Source organism: Agrobacterium sp. CGMCC 11546 (assembly GCF_013365515.1).
GTDB lineage: Bacteria > Pseudomonadota > Alphaproteobacteria > Rhizobiales > Rhizobiaceae > Agrobacterium > Agrobacterium fabrum.
This window is the reverse complement of record NZ_CP047387.1, coordinates 1,262,881-1,278,377: the sequence shown is the minus strand read 5'-3', so window position 1 is coordinate 1,278,377 and position 15,497 is coordinate 1,262,881. Positions and strand designations below refer to the sequence as shown.

The following is a 15,497-nucleotide window of genomic DNA, read 5'->3' as shown; positions in this document are numbered from 1 at the left end:
ACATGTCGTTTCTCACGAGGGCAGCTCGCGAAAATCAAGTCAGGTATTTTCCATATATCAGCAGGCCCGAGAGTATTATTATGAGTGCATTGATCGCGTATGCTATCCACCGCACGAAATTTGATTTTGGGGGACTGCCGGATACCATGCCACTCAATACATCCCCCAGAAATACAAGCAAACTATCCATCGCAATATGTCCAAAGCAGCGATCAATTTTTCGCCACGAATATATCAGGTTGACCAATTAGAAATTCAAGCATTGCTGCTTCGGTCAGGAATAAAATAATCAATATCTCCGTTTCTACTTTCGGCTCTCTGTTTCAGTCTCAAAAAAGAAACGGGACCGTGAGGTCCCGTTTCTGAGTTCGCAATTGAAAAACGTCCGCCCCAGACGCCTGTCTACGATCAATGCAGAATCTGGCTGAGGAACAGCCGTGTGCGCTCGTGCTGGGGATTGTCGAAGAATTCGGCGGGCGAATTCTGTTCGACGATCTGGCCCTGATCCATGAAGATGACGCGGTTTGCGACCTGGCGGGCAAAGCCCATTTCGTGGGTCACGCACAGCATGGTCATGCCGTCTTCGGCAAGGCTGACCATGGTGTCGAGCACTTCCTTGACCATTTCCGGATCGAGCGCCGAGGTTGGTTCGTCGAACAGCATGATCTTCGGCTTCATGCAGAGCGAACGGGCGATCGCCACACGCTGCTGCTGACCGCCGGAGAGCTGGCCGGGGTACTTGTGCGCCTGCTCGGGGATCTTGACGCGCTTCAGATAGTGCATCGCCACTTCTTCGGCTTCCTTCTTGGGCATCTTGCGAACCCAGATTGGCGCCAGCGTGCAGTTTTCGAGGATCGTCAGATGCGGGAAGAGGTTGAAGTGCTGGAACACCATACCGACTTCACGACGCACTTCGTCGATCTTCTTGAGGTCGTTGGTAAGCTCGATGCCATCGACCTGGATCGAACCCGACTGGTGTTCTTCCAGCCGGTTGATGCAGCGGATCATGGTCGACTTACCCGACCCGGAAGGACCGGCGATGACGATGCGCTCGCCCTTCATGACCTTCAGGTTGATGTCGCGCAATACGTGGAAATCGCCATACCACTTGTTCATGCCGGTGATTTCGATTGCGACGTCCGTTGTCGAGACGGCCAGTTTTTTTGCTTGGTTTTCTGCCATTTTGAGCGTCCCTTATCGTTTATGCCCGGTGTCGAGGTGCCGTTCCATGAACAGCGAATAACGCGACATGCCGAAGCAGAATATCCAGAATACGAAGCCTGCGAAAATATAGCCAGTCATGGCGGTGACGGGCGTCGCCCAGTTCGCATCCGCTTGGTTGAGTGTGACAATACCGAGCAGGTCGAACATGCCGATGATCGAGACCAGCGACGTGTCCTTGAACAGCCCGATGAAGGTGTTGACGATGCCCGGAATGACAAGCTTCAGCGCCTGCGGCAGCACGATCAGCCTCGTCTTCTGCCAGTAGTTCAGGCCGAGTGAGTCAGCACCTTCATATTGCCCCTTCGGAATGGCCTGCAGACCGCCGCGGATCACCTCCGCCATATAGGCGGACGAGAACAGCGACACACCGACAAGCGCGCGCAGGAACTTGTCGAAGGTCCAGCCGTCGGGCAGGAACAGTGGTAGCATGATGCTGGCGAAGAACAGGACGGTGATCAGCGGGATGCCTCTGATGACTTCGATGAAGAGCACGCAGAGCATCTTGATGACAGGCAGGTTCGACCGCCGCCCGAGCGCCAGAAGAATGCCGAAGGGCAACGACACCGTGATCCCGAAGAAGGACAGGATGAGCGTCACCATGAGGCCGCCCCAGAGCTGCGTTTCCACCTTAGGCAGGCCGAAGACGCCGCCGATGAGCAGGAAAAACGCAATAAAGGGCAGGATGATGAAAAGCGCCAGCGCGTTGAGGCGCTTGAACGGCGCTTTGGGGATAAGCATGGGCACGAGCAGGATGGCAAATGTCACCATCACAAGGATGGGACGCCAGCGCTCATCGATCGGGTAGCGGCCAAAGACGAACTGCCCGAGCTTGGCGGACACGAAAGCCCAGCATGCGCCGGACTGGCCATCCGGCAGTGCGCCACCCTGCGAAACGGTCAGGCAGGCGAAACGATCGCTGCCGGTCCACACCGCATCGATGAAGAGCCACTTGATGATGGGCGGAACCAGGTAGGCGAGCAGGGCAAGGGCGATCACCGTCAGGACAGTGTCCTTGGGTGTGGCGAAGAGTTTGGTGCGCAGCCAATGGCCGAAGCCGACCGCACTCGAGGGCGCGGGTCTGGCGTCCTCTATGGTCTGTCGCACGAAAGCGTGATTGCTTATTGTCATCGTTATCTCTCCACCAGGGCCATTTTCGCGTTGAACCAGTTCATGACCAGGGCCGTGAGCAGGGACAGCGAGAGATAAATGACCAGCCAGATCGCGACGACTTCAACCGCCTGTCCCGTCTGGTTCAGGATCGTGCCGCCGACGGAGACGATGTCGGCGAAACCGACAGCGACCGCAAGCGAGGAGTTCTTCGTCAGGTTGAGAAACTGGCTTGTCAGTGGCGGGATGATGATGCGCATTGCCTGCGGCACGACGATCAGGCGCGTCGTGGTGCTCGAGCGAAGTCCTAGCGCGTCCGCAGCCTCCGTCTGCCCCTTCGCCACGGCCTTGATGCCGCCGCGAACGATCTCGGCGATGAAGGAAGCGGTGTAGAAGGACAGGGCCAGGAACAGCGACATGAATTCCGGTGCCACGACTGAGCCGCCAGAAAGGTTGAACCGTCCGGCAATCGGGTAATCGAATGTCAGCGGTGAACCGAGTGCCAGAAATGTCGCGGCCGGAAGGCCGATGATGAGAAGTGCGGCCGTGATGCCGGTGCGGAATTGCTGGCCAGTTTGTTCCTGTCGCGCCTTTGCCCAGCGATAAACGAAAAAGCTGATGACGATTGCGACCAGAAAGGCGAGCGGTATCAGCCAGGTGCCTTCTCCCCAGAGGGGTTTGGGGAAAAAGAAGCCGCGATTGTTGAGATAGCTTCCAAGCGGCAGCTCCAGCGAATCGCGCGCCTGCGGCAGAACCGAGATGACGCCCTTGTACCAGAAGAAGATGACGAGCAGCGGCGGGATGTTGCGGAAGATTTCCACATAGGCCTGCGCGAGCTTCGAGATCAGCCAGTTATTGGACAACCGCGCGATACCGACGATAAAACCGATGATCGAGGCGGCGATGATGCCGAAAAATGCGACCTGGATCGTGTTGAGAATGCCAACGATCAAAGCCCGGCCATAGGTCGAGTCGCTCGTATAAGCGATCAACGACTGGCCGATATCGAAACCGGCTCTTCCATCGAGGAAGCCAAAGCCGGACGAAATGTTTGACCGTTGAAGATTGGTGATCGTATTCGTCACGATGACCCAGACGAAGGCGGTCAGGATGACAACTGTCAGAACCTGATAGAAAATGCCGCGAATGCGTGGATCGTAGATAAGTGACGACGCGCTTTGCGCGCGCGATCGTTGCGAACTGACCGCGTTGCCTGCCATAGGCACCTTTCCCTTTTATATGCTCTTTGCGAGCTTATTTATATAATTCTAAAATGGAGGCCGGGCGTTGCCCAGCCTCCCGTCGTGATCTAGCCGATGATGGGGCCGATCAACGGACCGGCGGTGCGTATTGCAGGCCGCCCTTGGTCCACAGCGCGTTCTGGCCGCGCTCGATCTTCAGCGGAGAGCCTGCGCCGACGTTGCGGTCGAAGACTTCGCCGTAATTGCCCACCAGCTTGACGATGTTGTAGGCCCAGTCATTGCCAACGCCGAGATCGGTACCGATCTTGGTGCCTTCTTCCGTGCCGAGCAGACGCTTCACGTCCGGGTTGGCGCTGGTCTTCTGTTCGTCGACGTTCTTGGAGGTGATGCCAAGTTCTTCGGCGTTGACCATGGCATAGTGAACCCAGGTCACGATGTCGAACCACTGGTCGTCACCCTGGCGGACGGCTGGGCCAAGCGGCTCCTTGGAGATGACCTCAGGCAGAACGATGTTGTCATCAGGGTTCTTCAGCTTCAGGCGGATTGCATAGAGACCCGACTGGTCGGTGGTGTAGACGTCGCAACGACCAGAATCATAAGCAGACGTCGCGTCGGATTCCTTTTCGAAAACCACCGGATTGTACTGCAGATTGTTGGTCTTGAAATAGTCGGCGAGATTGAGTTCGGTGGTGGTGCCGGTCTGAACGCAGACGGCGGCGCCGGAAAGCTCAAGGGCGGACTTCACGTTGAGGCCCTTCTTGGCGATGAAGCCCTGGCCGTCATAATAGTTGACGGTACGGAAGTTGAAGCCGAGCGACGTGTCGCGGCTGATGGTCCAGGTGGTGTTACGGGTCAGAACGTCGACTTCACCGGACTGGAGAGCCGGGAATCGGTCCTTGCTCGAAAGAGCGACAAACTTCGCCTTGGAAGGGTCACCGAAAACCGCTGTGGCAATACCACGGCAATAGTCCACATCGATGCCGGACCATTCGCCCTTGTCATCGGGATTGGAGAATCCCGGAATGCCGGCGCTGACGCCACAGGTGACGAAACCTTTGCCCTTCACATCCTGAAGCGTCGCAGCCGAAGCGACCGAGGCTCCTCCCAAAACTGCTGCGCCGATAGCGGCCGACAGAATTGCCTTTTTCATTTTTCCCAACCTTTGTTTGTTATCGTCGATGGAAGAGGACCGGCATGTTTTGTTTTACCCCAGCTCCCCCTTCAGCAAGACCTTTTCGATCCGCTTTTTCTATCACAATCGCAATTGGCAGCGGGGTCAAGACGTGGGGACAATAATTGTGCCTATAAAACGGAATTTTACAAATTTTGGTCGGGAAGTGTGCAAAGGGTGAAAATATAAGCATATTTTTGCGAGAAATTGCACTTGCACGAATTTTGTATACTTCTTGTATGCTGTTTCATGGTGGATCAATTGGCCCGCCCTTGAAGCTAGTTGCGGGACTTGACCTTGCGGCGTGCTCTTAGCATTGTCGCACGCGTCACTGTTCCTTCGAAAGCTGATCTGAAATGACCAAGACTAATGACCTGCTTTCCGCCGCAGGTGTGAATACGCGCCTGACCCATGGCGGCAACGATCCCGCGGACTGTTTCGGGTTCGTCAATCCTCCCATCGTGCGTGGCTCGACCGTGCTTTTTCCCGACGCGGAGACGCTTTCGACCGAAAACCAGAAATACACCTATGGCACCCATGGTACGCCGACGACGGACGCGTTGTGCAATCTGGTCAACGAGCTGGAAGGTTCTTTCGGAACCATTCTCGTACCGTCGGGCCTTGCGGCGATCACCGTGCCGTTCCTTGCCTATCTCGGTGCTGGCGATCATGCGCTGATCGTTGATTCCGTCTATTTCCCCACCCGCCGTTTCTGCAACACCATGCTGAAGAAGCTGGGCGTGGAGGTGGAGTATTACGATCCCGCGATCGGGGCTGGCATCGAGGCGCTTATCCGACCGAATACGAAGCTTGTGCATCTGGAAGCGCCGGGTTCCAACACCTTCGAGATTCAGGATGTCCGGCTGATCACTGACATCGCTCACCGGCATGATTGCGTGGTGACCATGGACAATACCTGGGCGACGCCGCTTTATTTCAAGCCGCTCGATTTCGGCGTCGATGTCTCCATTCACGCCGCCACCAAATATCCCTCGGGCCATTCCGACGTGCTGATGGGCTTCGTTTCGGCCAATGAAAAGTACTGGAAAGCGCTTTATCAGGCCAATACCAATCTCGGCATCTGCGTCACCCCTGACGATGCCTATCAGATCCTGCGCGGCATGCGCACCATGGGGATCAGGCTGGAACACCATCAGAAAAGCGCGCTGGATATCGCTCAATGGCTGGAGGGTCGCGACGACGTTGTGCGCGTGCTGCATCCGGCCTTGCCGAGCTTTGCCGGACATGAACTCTGGAAGCGTGATTTCAAGGGCGCGAGCGGTGTCTTCTCCTTCGTATTGAAGGCGGAAGAGGGCAAATACAAACAGACGGCATCTGCCTTCCTTGATGCGCTGACGTTCTTCGGGCTCGGCTATTCCTGGGGCGGGTACGAATCGCTTGCCGTATCGGTATCGCTCGTCGACAGGACGATTGCGAAGGGCCCGTCGGAAGGACCGGTCATCCGTCTGCAGATCGGGCTCGAGGATGTCGCCGATCTCAAGAAAGACCTCGAGGCCGGTTTTTCAGCCGCGGCCGTGGTCTGAGCCCAACTCTCAGCCCCTGGCGTGATAGCCGTAGAGCCAGTCGAAGTCCTTCAGGAACGCTTCTGAGGGACGGGTGGAAAACACCAGGTCCCGTGCGATGCACACCGGGCCTCTGGCATGATAGGCAAAACGATTGAGAGAGGCCCGCTTGCGGGCCTTTTCTATGCGCGGCAGGCGCAGCGCCTCGAAGGCGGCGAGGGCCTGCGGCATGGGCAGGGGCTTTTCGCCGTTACTACCTGCCATCGTTCCCGCAAGTTCGAACGCATCCTCTATTGCCATGGCCGCACCCTGGGCGGCGAAGGGCATCATGGCGTGTGCGGCATCGCCGATCAGCACCGTGTCGCGGCCATTGTGCCAGCGGCCGGGGCCGGCCTGGTAGAGCGGCCAGAAGGTCGGTTTTTCAGATGAATCGAGCAATCGGACGATGTCAGGGCTGAAGTCGCGAAATTGCTCCAGCAAAAGGGCTTTCTGCCGCCCGCTCGATTCCGCCCGCCACGTCGCACCGGGATCGGCACCGAGCGCGATGGCGACGATGTTGAAGCCACCGACTTCCCTCAGCGGATAGGCAACGATATGGCCACGGGAGCCGAGATAGGCCGTGACGGCGGTTTTGTTGAAGGCGGACGGCACCTCTTCTGCGGCGACGGTGAAGCGCCAGGCGACATTGCCCGAGAAGGTGGCGGTGGGTGCCGCCGGCACGGAGAAACGGGCCGCCGACCAGACGCCATCGGCGCCGACGATCAGATCGTGATCACGAAACGTCGTTGCGGCAATGACATCGGCGGTGGCGTTTTCGATACGTTTGCCGAGATGCAGCCGGCAGAGGGGATTGCGTGTCACCGCCTGGAGAAGCGCGCTTTGCAGCGTCGAGCGGTGTAGCACCCCATAGGGTGCGCCCCAGCGGCTGCGGGCGACCGCGCCCATTGGCAGGGAGAGCAGCGTGGCCAGCGATTTTCCCGAGGCGAGGTCGACGCTGACCGGTTCGGTCCAGCGCGCCTCGATGTCAGGCAGGACGCCTAGCGTGGCCAGAATGCGGGCGGCATTGGGGGAAAGCTGCAGGCCGGCGCCGACTTCCGCCAGCTCGCTGGCCTGTTCGATGATGTCGCAGTCTATACCGTGCCGGGCAAAAGCAAGGGCAGCGGTGAGACCGGCAATGCCGGCACCGATAATGGCTACGGATTTTATGGGCATGATGCGCCCCGATCAGGAAGAGTGGAAGGTCAGGCGGCCTTCACATGGAAAACACAGCCCGGAGGATTGGTCTGCTCGGCCTTCAGCGAAGGGTTGTAACGGTAAAGGGTGGAGCAGTAGGAACAGACCTTCTCATTGTCGTCGCCCATATCGATGAAGATATGTGGATGATCGAAGGGCACGGAAGCGCCGGTGCACATGAATTCCTTGACGCCGATCTCGATCACGCTGTGTCCGCCATCGTTCTGGAAGTGGGGAATGGAATGCCCGGCCATGTTCGTCTCCAAATGCAATATCGTTATCGAGCCGCAATCCGTCTTCTCGCATCGGCTCGTCGTTGCGGATATGTAGCCTCAAACGCATTGCATCTCCATAAAAATCGTCAGCAAAACATGTTCAATCTTGCGCTTTCCTGCCATATGGTCCGGCAAAAAGGATGTCCTTGATGAATCTCAACCTGCCGCAATTTTCCGATTTTTCCCATGACGGCCTTCGCCTTGCCTATTTCGACGAGGGCGATCCGACGGGTGATCCGGTTTTACTGATTCACGGTTTTGCCTCTAGCGCCAATGTCAACTGGGTGCATCCCGGCTGGGTGAAGACGCTGGGAGAGGCGGGCTACCGGGTGATTGCCATCGACAATCGCGGCCATGGTGCAAGCGACAAGCCACATGATTCCGAGGCCTATTACCCGTCGGTCATGGCAGGGGATGCGGTGGCGCTGCTCAATCATCTCGGCATCGCGGAAACGCATGTGATGGGCTATTCCATGGGCGCACGGATTTCCGCCTTTCTGGCCATGGCTCATCCGGAACGCGTGCGTTCGCTGGTGTTCGGCGGGCTCGGCATCGGCATGGTGGAAGGTGTGGGCGACTGGGATCCGATCGCGGAGGCGCTGCTTGCCCCTTCGCTCGATGTGGTCACCCATGAGCGCGGCCGCATGTTCCGCGCCTTTGCCGACCAGACCAAAAGTGACCGGCTGGCGCTTGCCGCCTGCATCGAGACATCGCGGGTTCTCGTCACGCGCGAACAGGCACAAAAGATCGATGCCCCGACGCTGATCGCGGTTGGAACGAAGGACGACATCGCCGGATCGGGTGCGGAGCTGGCCGCGATCATGCCGCATGCGCGGGCGATCGACATCCCCGGCCGCGACCATATGCTGGCCGTTGGCGACCGGGTGTTCAAGGCGGCGGTGCTGGAGTTTTACCGCTCGCTTTGATGTGGGGCATGTCCAGCAAAACCGGAGCCCGGTTTTCCGTCCACAAATGCGGCAACGCGGAGGATGGCAAGAAACGGTTTTTTATGCTGCATGAAGAAAAACTGAAGCATTGCCGTCTTTAAAGTCGTCATTCGAATCCCATTTCTAATGCGCGTCTTTTTTTGTATAAAGAACGACCAATGCAAACGAGGAGACCATTCATGGTCGCACGTACTGAGGCCCGTCAGCCTGAACAGCTGGCGATCGTTGATCCGATCTGGGGCAGCCTGCTGAATGAGGCCCGAAGCGCTGCGGCGCAGGACCCGCTGCTGTCAGCCTTTCTCTATTCGACGATCCTCAATCACCGCTCTCTCGAAGAATGTGTGATCTACCGTATCTGCGAGCTCCTTGATCATCCCGACATGCAGGCCGTTCTTCTGCGTCAGACCTTCCAGGACATGCTGGAGGACTGGCCGGAATGGGGAAGTGTGCTGCGCGTCGATATCCAGGCCGTTTACGACCGCGACCCCGCCTGCACGCGCTTCATGGAGCCGCTGCTTTATTTCAAGGGGTTCCAGGCTATCCAGACGCATCGCCTTGCCCACTGGCTGCTGCAGAAGGGCCGCAAGGATTTGGCGCTTTATCTGCAAAGCCGCTCGTCGAGCATTTTCCAGACGGATATCAATCCGGCCGCGCGCATCGGCAAGGGAATCTTCCTCGACCATGCCACCGGGCTGGTGGTCGGCGAGACAGCGGTTATCGGTGACAACGTTTCCATCCTGCATGGCGTGACGCTTGGCGGCACCGGCAAGGAGGGGGCAGACCGCCATCCGAAGATCGCCAATGGGGTGATGATCGGGGCAGGCGCAAAGATTCTTGGCAATATCGAGATTGGCAGCTGCTCGCGTATTGCCGCCGGATCGGTGGTGCTGAAACCCGTTCCGCCGAAGACCACGGTTGCCGGCGTGCCGGCGCGGGTGGTGGGAGAAGCAGGGTGTTCGGAACCCTCGCGTCTGATGGACCAGCTCATTGGGGCCGATATCTGAGAGGCCGTGAATATTGCACTCGTCCATGGGAAAGACATGGGCGATGTGCCGCTTTCACTTTACTTTCGCCTTTGTCCCATGCCAAAAGCGGCCCAACCCGAACCGCACAGGAGAATAGTGGTGAAAGCCGACGAAATCAAAAAACTCGACGCCTATTTCAAGCGCACCTTCAACGAGAAGATGATCGTCAAGGCGCGTCCGCGCAAGGATGATTCCGCCGAAGTGTATCTGGGCGAAGAGTTTCTCGGCGTCGTCTACATCGATGACGAAGACGGCGACCGCTCGTACAATTTCTCCATGGCGATCCTTGACGTCGATCTCTGATCATCACCATCCGGTGACGGATGGGTTTTGCATTCAATAAAACAGTCGCCCGTGGTGGTTACACCGCGGGCGATTTGTTTTGTCGCTGGGTGATTTTCATCATCAGCCGCTCCTGCGGTCGCAATGTCACCCGCATCAGCGGTTCCGCCGACGCCATGGTTCTGTTTTCGAGGTGGTTCTTCTGAAGGATGACGGCAAGGATCGCCACGGCCTCCATCATCGCGAAAGCATTGCCGATGCAGACGCGCGGCCCGGCGCCAAACGGCATATAGGCGTAGCGATGGCGCGCTTTCACCTTTTCGGGTTCGAAGCGTGACGGTTCGAAGCGTTCTGGCTCGTCCCACAGCGCCGAGTGCCGGTGAACGGCATAAATCGGAATGTACAAAACGGTTCCGGCCGGGATATCGTGTTCGCCAAGCCGGAAGTCCTGCAGCGCGGTGCGCGTGATGACGGGGGCAGGCGGGTAAAGCCGCATCGCCTCCGAAAACACCTGTCTGACGTAGGCGAGATTGGCGATATGTTCGGCCGCGACCGGCTCACCGCCGGTAACGGCCTCGATTTCCTCGACAACTTTTCTTTCCGTTTCCGGGTTCTGCGACAGAAGGTGGAAGGTCCAGGCAAGGCCGAGCGCCGTCGTTTCATGGCCGGCGGTAATGAAAGTCAGCAGATTGTCGATGATTTCCTCATCGCTCATCATGCGGCCGGTTTCCGGGTCTTTGGCTTCCAGCAGCATGGAGACGAGATCGGGTCGGTCGGTCGGGTTTTTCCGCCGGCCGGTGATCACCGTCGCAAGGCTGGCGCGCAGATAATCGACAGCGGCGCGGGATTTTCGCCGGCCGGGATGCGGCAGCCATTCCGGCGCACCCAGCATGGCTAGTGCGAAGGTCCAGCCTGTGGGCTTCAGATAATCGGTAATGCTCTGTTCGACACGCGCAATATCGATGCCATATCCGCCGGACATCATGGTTTCGACGATGATGTCGAAGGTGGTCCGCATCATTTCATGGCCGATATCGATGTCGGCGGTGGAAGACGAGCGCCAGCGTTTTTGCGTGCGCCGCGCCGTCTCAATCATGACGGGTAGCAATTCCAGCAGTTTTTCATGGCGGAAGGCGGCGGCGACGGATTGTCTTTGCCATTTCCAGTGATCGCCATCGGCCGTCAGAAGGCCCTGGCCAAGCGCGGGGCCGAGTGCCCGGCGCACATCCTCACCCTTGCCGAGCAAAGCGGCATTCTTCACCAAAGCCTCGTGGATCAGCACCGGATCGGCCAGATGAACCCGCATGACACCGCCGAGGCGGTTAAAGACCGCCGGTTCGCTGAAAATCTCCGGCGGCAATGCCTTCAACGGGTTGCGGATAAGGGAAAGGGCAAGACGTGCCGTGGCGAGTTTCGATACGGGTTGCGCCCCGGTCGTATCGGTGGACGGGGTGCGAAAGCCGATTTCGGTCATCTTCAGGTCCTTTATGCCCGTTGAACAATGGCAACTTGCTGTTAAGGTGCATACCTTATTTTGACTGATTTAAGGTGAGTACCTTAAATTTCAATAGCGGGATGCGATTTCGATAATGAGCAATGATGTGAAACGGCCGGTGCGCGCTCGATTCTCCACGCGCGACAGGATTCTGGACGCTGCTCTCGACCTCTTCAACGGGCGGGGGCCAGACCGTGTGACAACGGCGGAGATTGCCGAAGCGGTGAAGATCAACGAGGGCAATCTCTATTACCATTTCCGTACCAAGGAATTGCTGGTTCTTGCCCTGTTTGCGCGTTTCGAGGTCGATGCGGTGGCGTTGGTCGCAAGTGTCGATGGGGCGGATGAAGGGGCGGCGGAAACCTATGCCGGTTTCCTGCGGCAATGGTTCTCGCTGGTTTGGAATTACCGCTTTCTGTTTCGTGATCTCGTCGGTCTGCTTGCGCTCGCGCCGGGGCTGGTGGAGCCGGTGAGGACGATAAGTGCTGCGATGCGGCTTGCCGTCGGAGACATTATCGGGCGCATGCAGAAAGCGGGGCTCATAACTATTCCCGAAAGCGAGCGCGATGCTGTTTTGACCAATCTGTGGATCGTCTCGACCTATTGGGCCGCCTATCTCACTCTGCAGGAAGGTGTCAGCGAATTTGGACCGCAGCAACTGGAGTGGGGCTTGCGGCAGGTCTCAAGCCTGTTCAGGCCTTACCTCTCAGCGGACGCCATCGCCGCGCTCGAAGCGCTTGCCACAAGCGAAGCGTAATATCTCCAGTCGGAGACAGAAGACAAAAAACACCCGCGGCGAGTTTGCCGCGGGTGCCTTCATTCCCTGGAAAAATTGTCGGTTATATCAGGCTGCCTTCAGCAGATCGCCATGCGGATCAAGCACGAACTTGGTGGCTGCGCCCTGATCGAAGCTTTCATATCCCTGCACGGCATCATCAAGGGCGATGATCTTGGCGTTGACGATATCGGCAATCGGCAGGCGGTCGTGCAGGATGGCCTGCATCAGCTGACGATTATATTTCAGCACCGGTGTCTGGCCGGTGTGGAAGGATTGCGCCTTCGCCCAGCCAAGGCCGAAGCGCAGTGACAGGGCGCCCTGCTTTGCCGCATTGTCAACCGCGCCGGGGTCTTCGGTGACGTAGAGACCGGGAATGCCGATGGAGCCGGCGGCGCGGGTAATCTCCATCATCTGGTTAAGAACGATGGCCGGCTGTTCGCCGCCGGAATGGCCGCGAGCTTCGAAGCCGACGGCGTCGATGGCGCTGTCCACCTCGTTGGTGCCGACGATTTCAGCAATCATGTCCCCCAGCCGGTCGCCCTTGGAAAGATCGACGGGTTCAAAGCCGACTCTTGCCGCATGGGCGAGACGATCCTTGTTGAAATCGCCGACCATGACAACGGCCGCACCCAGAATGCGGGCGGAGGCGGCGGCGGCAAGACCGACCGGGCCGGCGCCGGCGACATAGACCGTGGAGCCGACGCCGACACCTGCCTTAACCGCGCCATGGAAGCCGGTCGGCAGAATGTCTGATAGCATGGTGAGGTCGCGGATCTTCGACATCGCCTTGTCGCGATCGGGGAATTTCAGAAGGTTGAAATCGGCATAAGGGATCGTGACATAACGGGCCTGTCCGCCGATCCAGCCGCCCATATCGACATAACCGTAAGCGCCGCCGGCGCGTGACGGGTTCACCGTCAGGCAGACGCCGGTATCCTGCGACTTGCAGCAGCGGCAACGGCCGCAGGCGACGTTGAACGGCACGGAGACGATGTCGCCGACCTGCAGCATTTCGACGTCGATGCCTTTTTCGATGACTTCGCCGGTGATTTCATGGCCAAGGACGAGGCCCGGCATCGCGGTGGTGCGGCCGCGCACCATGTGCTGGTCGGAGCCGCAGATATTCGTGGAAATCACCTTGAGAATGACGCCGTGCTCGATGCGGCGGCCATCCGGCGCCTCAAGCTTCGGGTCGTCGATGTCGCGGACTTCGACCTGGCCTGGTTTCAGGTAAACGACGCCTCTGTTCCTGCTCATATCCATCTCCTCCGTGGTTTGAACATCAATGCCGGCCCGCTCCTCCGCGGGCATAATTTTATCGAAATGCACTTCAACCGTTCCGACGCGAAATCCCGCGTCGAAGGATGTGCGAGATTTTGAGCTGTAAACTCAGTTACCCGGATAGCCTCTCAATCATCGCATCGCGGCCACCGAAATGTTGCGGAGGTCGGTTATCTGGCTGACAACTCCTCCTCGGCCCGTACATCGCCAACAAACCATGGGAAACGCAGTTTGTCCTTCGGAAATACGACACGCCGTGTGGTCGCAACGACACGTAATCCGACATATTCGTTCTTCACTCAGCAGACGAAAGCCTTCATGATAATTTGTCTGGATCGATGGCGAAATCGGCTACCGGCAGGAATAACCCAAAGCAGCAAAGAGGCTTGGGAAGAATGGCGGCCGCTCTTTGCATAAAATTTATATTGTAGTCGATAAATTGCACTGTGTGTTTTTGGAGTTTAATATGCCTTTATTTAAGAAAATATATTTTGCTTTATCCGCATTTATTGTTGCTCCGCATATTTTTTTACTTCTGTCGTCGCGGGATGATAATCCAATATTCAGAGACATAGAAGTGTGGAGCGAAAAACTTCTTGGAAAGAAGGTAAGTGGGCGATCAGGCCTCGTCGCAAGTGTGGTAGAGTTGTTGTCTCTGGCGCCGGAATTTCGTAATCTTTTTTATTATCGCGTACCGCGAGCGCGTTTTTTTAAGTTCCTGTCCCGCCCTGAAAATACGCTGCACATTCACACCCGGACCATCGGCCCCGGCTTTTTTATTCAGCACGGCTTCGCCACAATTATCTCTGCGGAGTCGATCGGCGCAGATTGCTGGATCAACCAACAGGTAACGATCGGCTATGTCGACTCGACCGGGGCACCTAAAATAGGCGACAACGTAACGATCAACGCAGGCGCGAAAGTGCTCGGGAACATCGTTATTGGCGACAACGCGAAAGTTGGTGCCAACGCTGTTGTCGTCAAAAATATTCCGGCAGACTGCGTTGTTGTCGGGGTTCCCGCCCGTATTATAAGGCGTGCCGGAGCAAGGGTCGACGAAGCGCTGTAGAACGCCTATCTGTCGAGCGGTTTCCTGAGGCGGCCCGCGGCATCCTGGATATATTGCCATGCCACGCGACCCGAGCGCCCGCCACGGGTCGTCGCCCATTCCAGGGCTTCGTGATGCAGGGTGTCGCGGTCGAGACCCAGGTCGAAATGCTCTGCATAGCTGTCGATCATCGTCAGATAGTCTTCCTGACTACATTTGTGGAAGCCGAGCCACAGGCCGAAACGATCCGACAGCGACACCTTTTCCTCGACCGCTTCCGAGGGATTGATGGCGGTTGACTGTTCGTTCTCCATCATATGGCGCGGCAGGAGGTGACGGCGGTTGGAGGTCGCATAAAAGAGGACATTGTCGGGCCGCCCTTCAATACCGCCATCAAGGGCCGCCTTCAACGATTTGTAGGCCGTGTCGTCATGATCGAAGGAAAGGTCGTCGCAAAACAGAATGACGCGCTGATCCGAGATTTTCAGTATGTCGAGCAAAGCGGGCAGGGTGTGGATGTCCTCGCGGTGCACTTCCACCAGCTTCAGGGAAACGCCGCTTGCGGCGCGCACATCTTCGTGAACGGCCTTCACCAGCGAGGATTTTCCCATGCCGCGCGCGCCCCACAGCAGCACGTTGTTGGCGGCAAAACCTTCCGCGAAACGCAACGTGTTTTCGTGCAGGATGTCACGCACATGATCGACGCCGCGAATGAGTTTCAGTGCGATGCGGTTGGGGCGGGGAACCGGCTGAAGGAAAGAGTTCAGTGGCGCCCAGACGAAACAATCCGCCGCATTCCAGTCGTTTGCAGCGGGCGCCGGTCCGGCAAGCCGCTCCACGGCGTTGGTGAGCCGGCGCAGTTCTGAAAGAAGCAGGGAGGCCGTTTCTTCTCGAATCATGGTGTTT

15 protein-coding genes are annotated in these 15,497 nt (G+C 57.8%); 6 read left to right on the top strand and 9 right to left on the bottom strand.

Annotated elements, in window-relative coordinates; all coding sequences use genetic code 11:
• Positions 1–408: 408 nt before the first annotated feature.
• The 4 genes from GSF67_RS06415 to GSF67_RS06400 all read right to left on the bottom strand — a co-directional run bounded on the left by GSF67_RS06415 (position 409) and on the right by GSF67_RS06400 (position 4,683).
• Positions 409–1,182: an amino acid ABC transporter ATP-binding protein gene (locus GSF67_RS06415; protein ID WP_006316326.1), complete on the bottom strand. Its 774-nt coding sequence runs from the start codon at positions 1,180–1,182 to the stop codon at positions 409–411.
• Between the two features lie 12 nt (positions 1,183–1,194).
• A complete protein-coding gene (locus GSF67_RS06410) occupies positions 1,195–2,352 on the bottom strand; it encodes an amino acid ABC transporter permease (RefSeq protein WP_006316325.1) in 1,158 nt (385 codons plus the stop codon).
• A 2-nt stretch (positions 2,353–2,354) separates the two neighbouring features.
• Positions 2,355–3,551, bottom strand: coding sequence for an amino acid ABC transporter permease (locus tag GSF67_RS06405; RefSeq protein WP_006316324.1), 1,197 nt, complete (start codon positions 3,549–3,551; stop codon positions 2,355–2,357).
• Between the two features lie 109 nt (positions 3,552–3,660).
• Positions 3,661–4,683, bottom strand: a complete 1,023-nt coding sequence (locus GSF67_RS06400; RefSeq protein ID WP_035216729.1) for an amino acid ABC transporter substrate-binding protein — start codon at positions 4,681–4,683, stop codon at positions 3,661–3,663.
• Between the two features lie 377 nt (positions 4,684–5,060).
• Here GSF67_RS06400 and GSF67_RS06395 point away from each other — a divergent pair, with 377 nt between their 5' ends.
• Complete coding sequence (locus GSF67_RS06395) at positions 5,061–6,248, top strand: cystathionine beta-lyase (protein ID WP_006316321.1); 1,188 nt, start codon at positions 5,061–5,063, stop codon at positions 6,246–6,248.
• A 9-nt stretch (positions 6,249–6,257) separates the two neighbouring features.
• Here GSF67_RS06395 and GSF67_RS06390 read toward each other — a convergent pair whose 3' ends face one another.
• The gene (locus GSF67_RS06390) at positions 6,258–7,439 is read right to left on the bottom strand and encodes an FAD-dependent monooxygenase (protein ID WP_006316320.1); all 1,182 of its coding nucleotides are present in this window, start codon (positions 7,437–7,439) and stop codon (positions 6,258–6,260) included.
• A 29-nt stretch (positions 7,440–7,468) separates the two neighbouring features.
• On the bottom strand, positions 7,469–7,714 hold the full coding sequence (locus GSF67_RS06385; protein ID WP_003495891.1) for a zinc-finger domain-containing protein: 246 nt from the start codon (positions 7,712–7,714) through the stop codon (positions 7,469–7,471).
• A 170-nt stretch (positions 7,715–7,884) separates the two neighbouring features.
• Here GSF67_RS06385 and GSF67_RS06380 point away from each other — a divergent pair, with 170 nt between their 5' ends.
• The 3 genes from GSF67_RS06380 (at position 7,885) to GSF67_RS06370 (ending at position 10,010) form a co-directional block, all read left to right on the top strand.
• Positions 7,885–8,661, top strand: coding sequence for an alpha/beta fold hydrolase (locus GSF67_RS06380; protein ID WP_035216782.1), 777 nt, complete (start codon positions 7,885–7,887; stop codon positions 8,659–8,661).
• A 200-nt stretch (positions 8,662–8,861) separates the two neighbouring features.
• Positions 8,862–9,686 carry a serine O-acetyltransferase gene (cysE, locus tag GSF67_RS06375; protein ID WP_006316316.1) on the top strand — a complete coding sequence of 275 codons (825 nt, stop codon included), beginning with the start codon at positions 8,862–8,864 and terminating at the stop codon, positions 9,684–9,686.
• 120 nt (positions 9,687–9,806) lie between these two features.
• On the top strand, positions 9,807–10,010 hold the full coding sequence (locus tag GSF67_RS06370; protein WP_003502851.1) for a DUF3126 family protein: 204 nt from the start codon (positions 9,807–9,809) through the stop codon (positions 10,008–10,010).
• A gap of 58 nt (positions 10,011–10,068) precedes the next feature.
• Here GSF67_RS06370 and GSF67_RS06365 read toward each other — a convergent pair whose 3' ends face one another.
• The gene (locus tag GSF67_RS06365; RefSeq protein WP_006316315.1) at positions 10,069–11,463 is read right to left on the bottom strand and encodes a cytochrome P450; all 1,395 of its coding nucleotides are present in this window, start codon (positions 11,461–11,463) and stop codon (positions 10,069–10,071) included.
• Positions 11,464–11,578: 115 nt separating this feature from the next.
• Between GSF67_RS06365 and GSF67_RS06360 the strand changes: the two genes are divergently transcribed.
• On the top strand, positions 11,579–12,241 hold the full coding sequence (locus GSF67_RS06360) for a TetR/AcrR family transcriptional regulator (protein ID WP_006316314.1): 663 nt from the start codon (positions 11,579–11,581) through the stop codon (positions 12,239–12,241).
• 87 nt (positions 12,242–12,328) lie between these two features.
• Here GSF67_RS06360 and fdhA read toward each other — a convergent pair whose 3' ends face one another.
• A complete protein-coding gene (gene fdhA / locus GSF67_RS06355) occupies positions 12,329–13,519 on the bottom strand; it encodes a formaldehyde dehydrogenase, glutathione-independent (RefSeq protein ID WP_035216779.1) in 1,191 nt (396 codons plus the stop codon).
• 490 nt (positions 13,520–14,009) lie between these two features.
• Here fdhA and GSF67_RS06350 point away from each other — a divergent pair, with 490 nt between their 5' ends.
• On the top strand, positions 14,010–14,612 hold the full coding sequence (locus tag GSF67_RS06350) for a serine O-acetyltransferase (RefSeq protein ID WP_035216777.1): 603 nt from the start codon (positions 14,010–14,012) through the stop codon (positions 14,610–14,612).
• A gap of 5 nt (positions 14,613–14,617) precedes the next feature.
• Here the strand turns inward: GSF67_RS06350 and GSF67_RS06345 are convergent, their stop codons facing one another.
• Entirely contained in the window at positions 14,618–15,490 is an 873-nt protein-coding gene (locus GSF67_RS06345) for an ATP-binding protein (RefSeq protein ID WP_006316309.1), read from the bottom strand.
• Positions 15,491–15,497 lie beyond the last annotated feature (7 nt).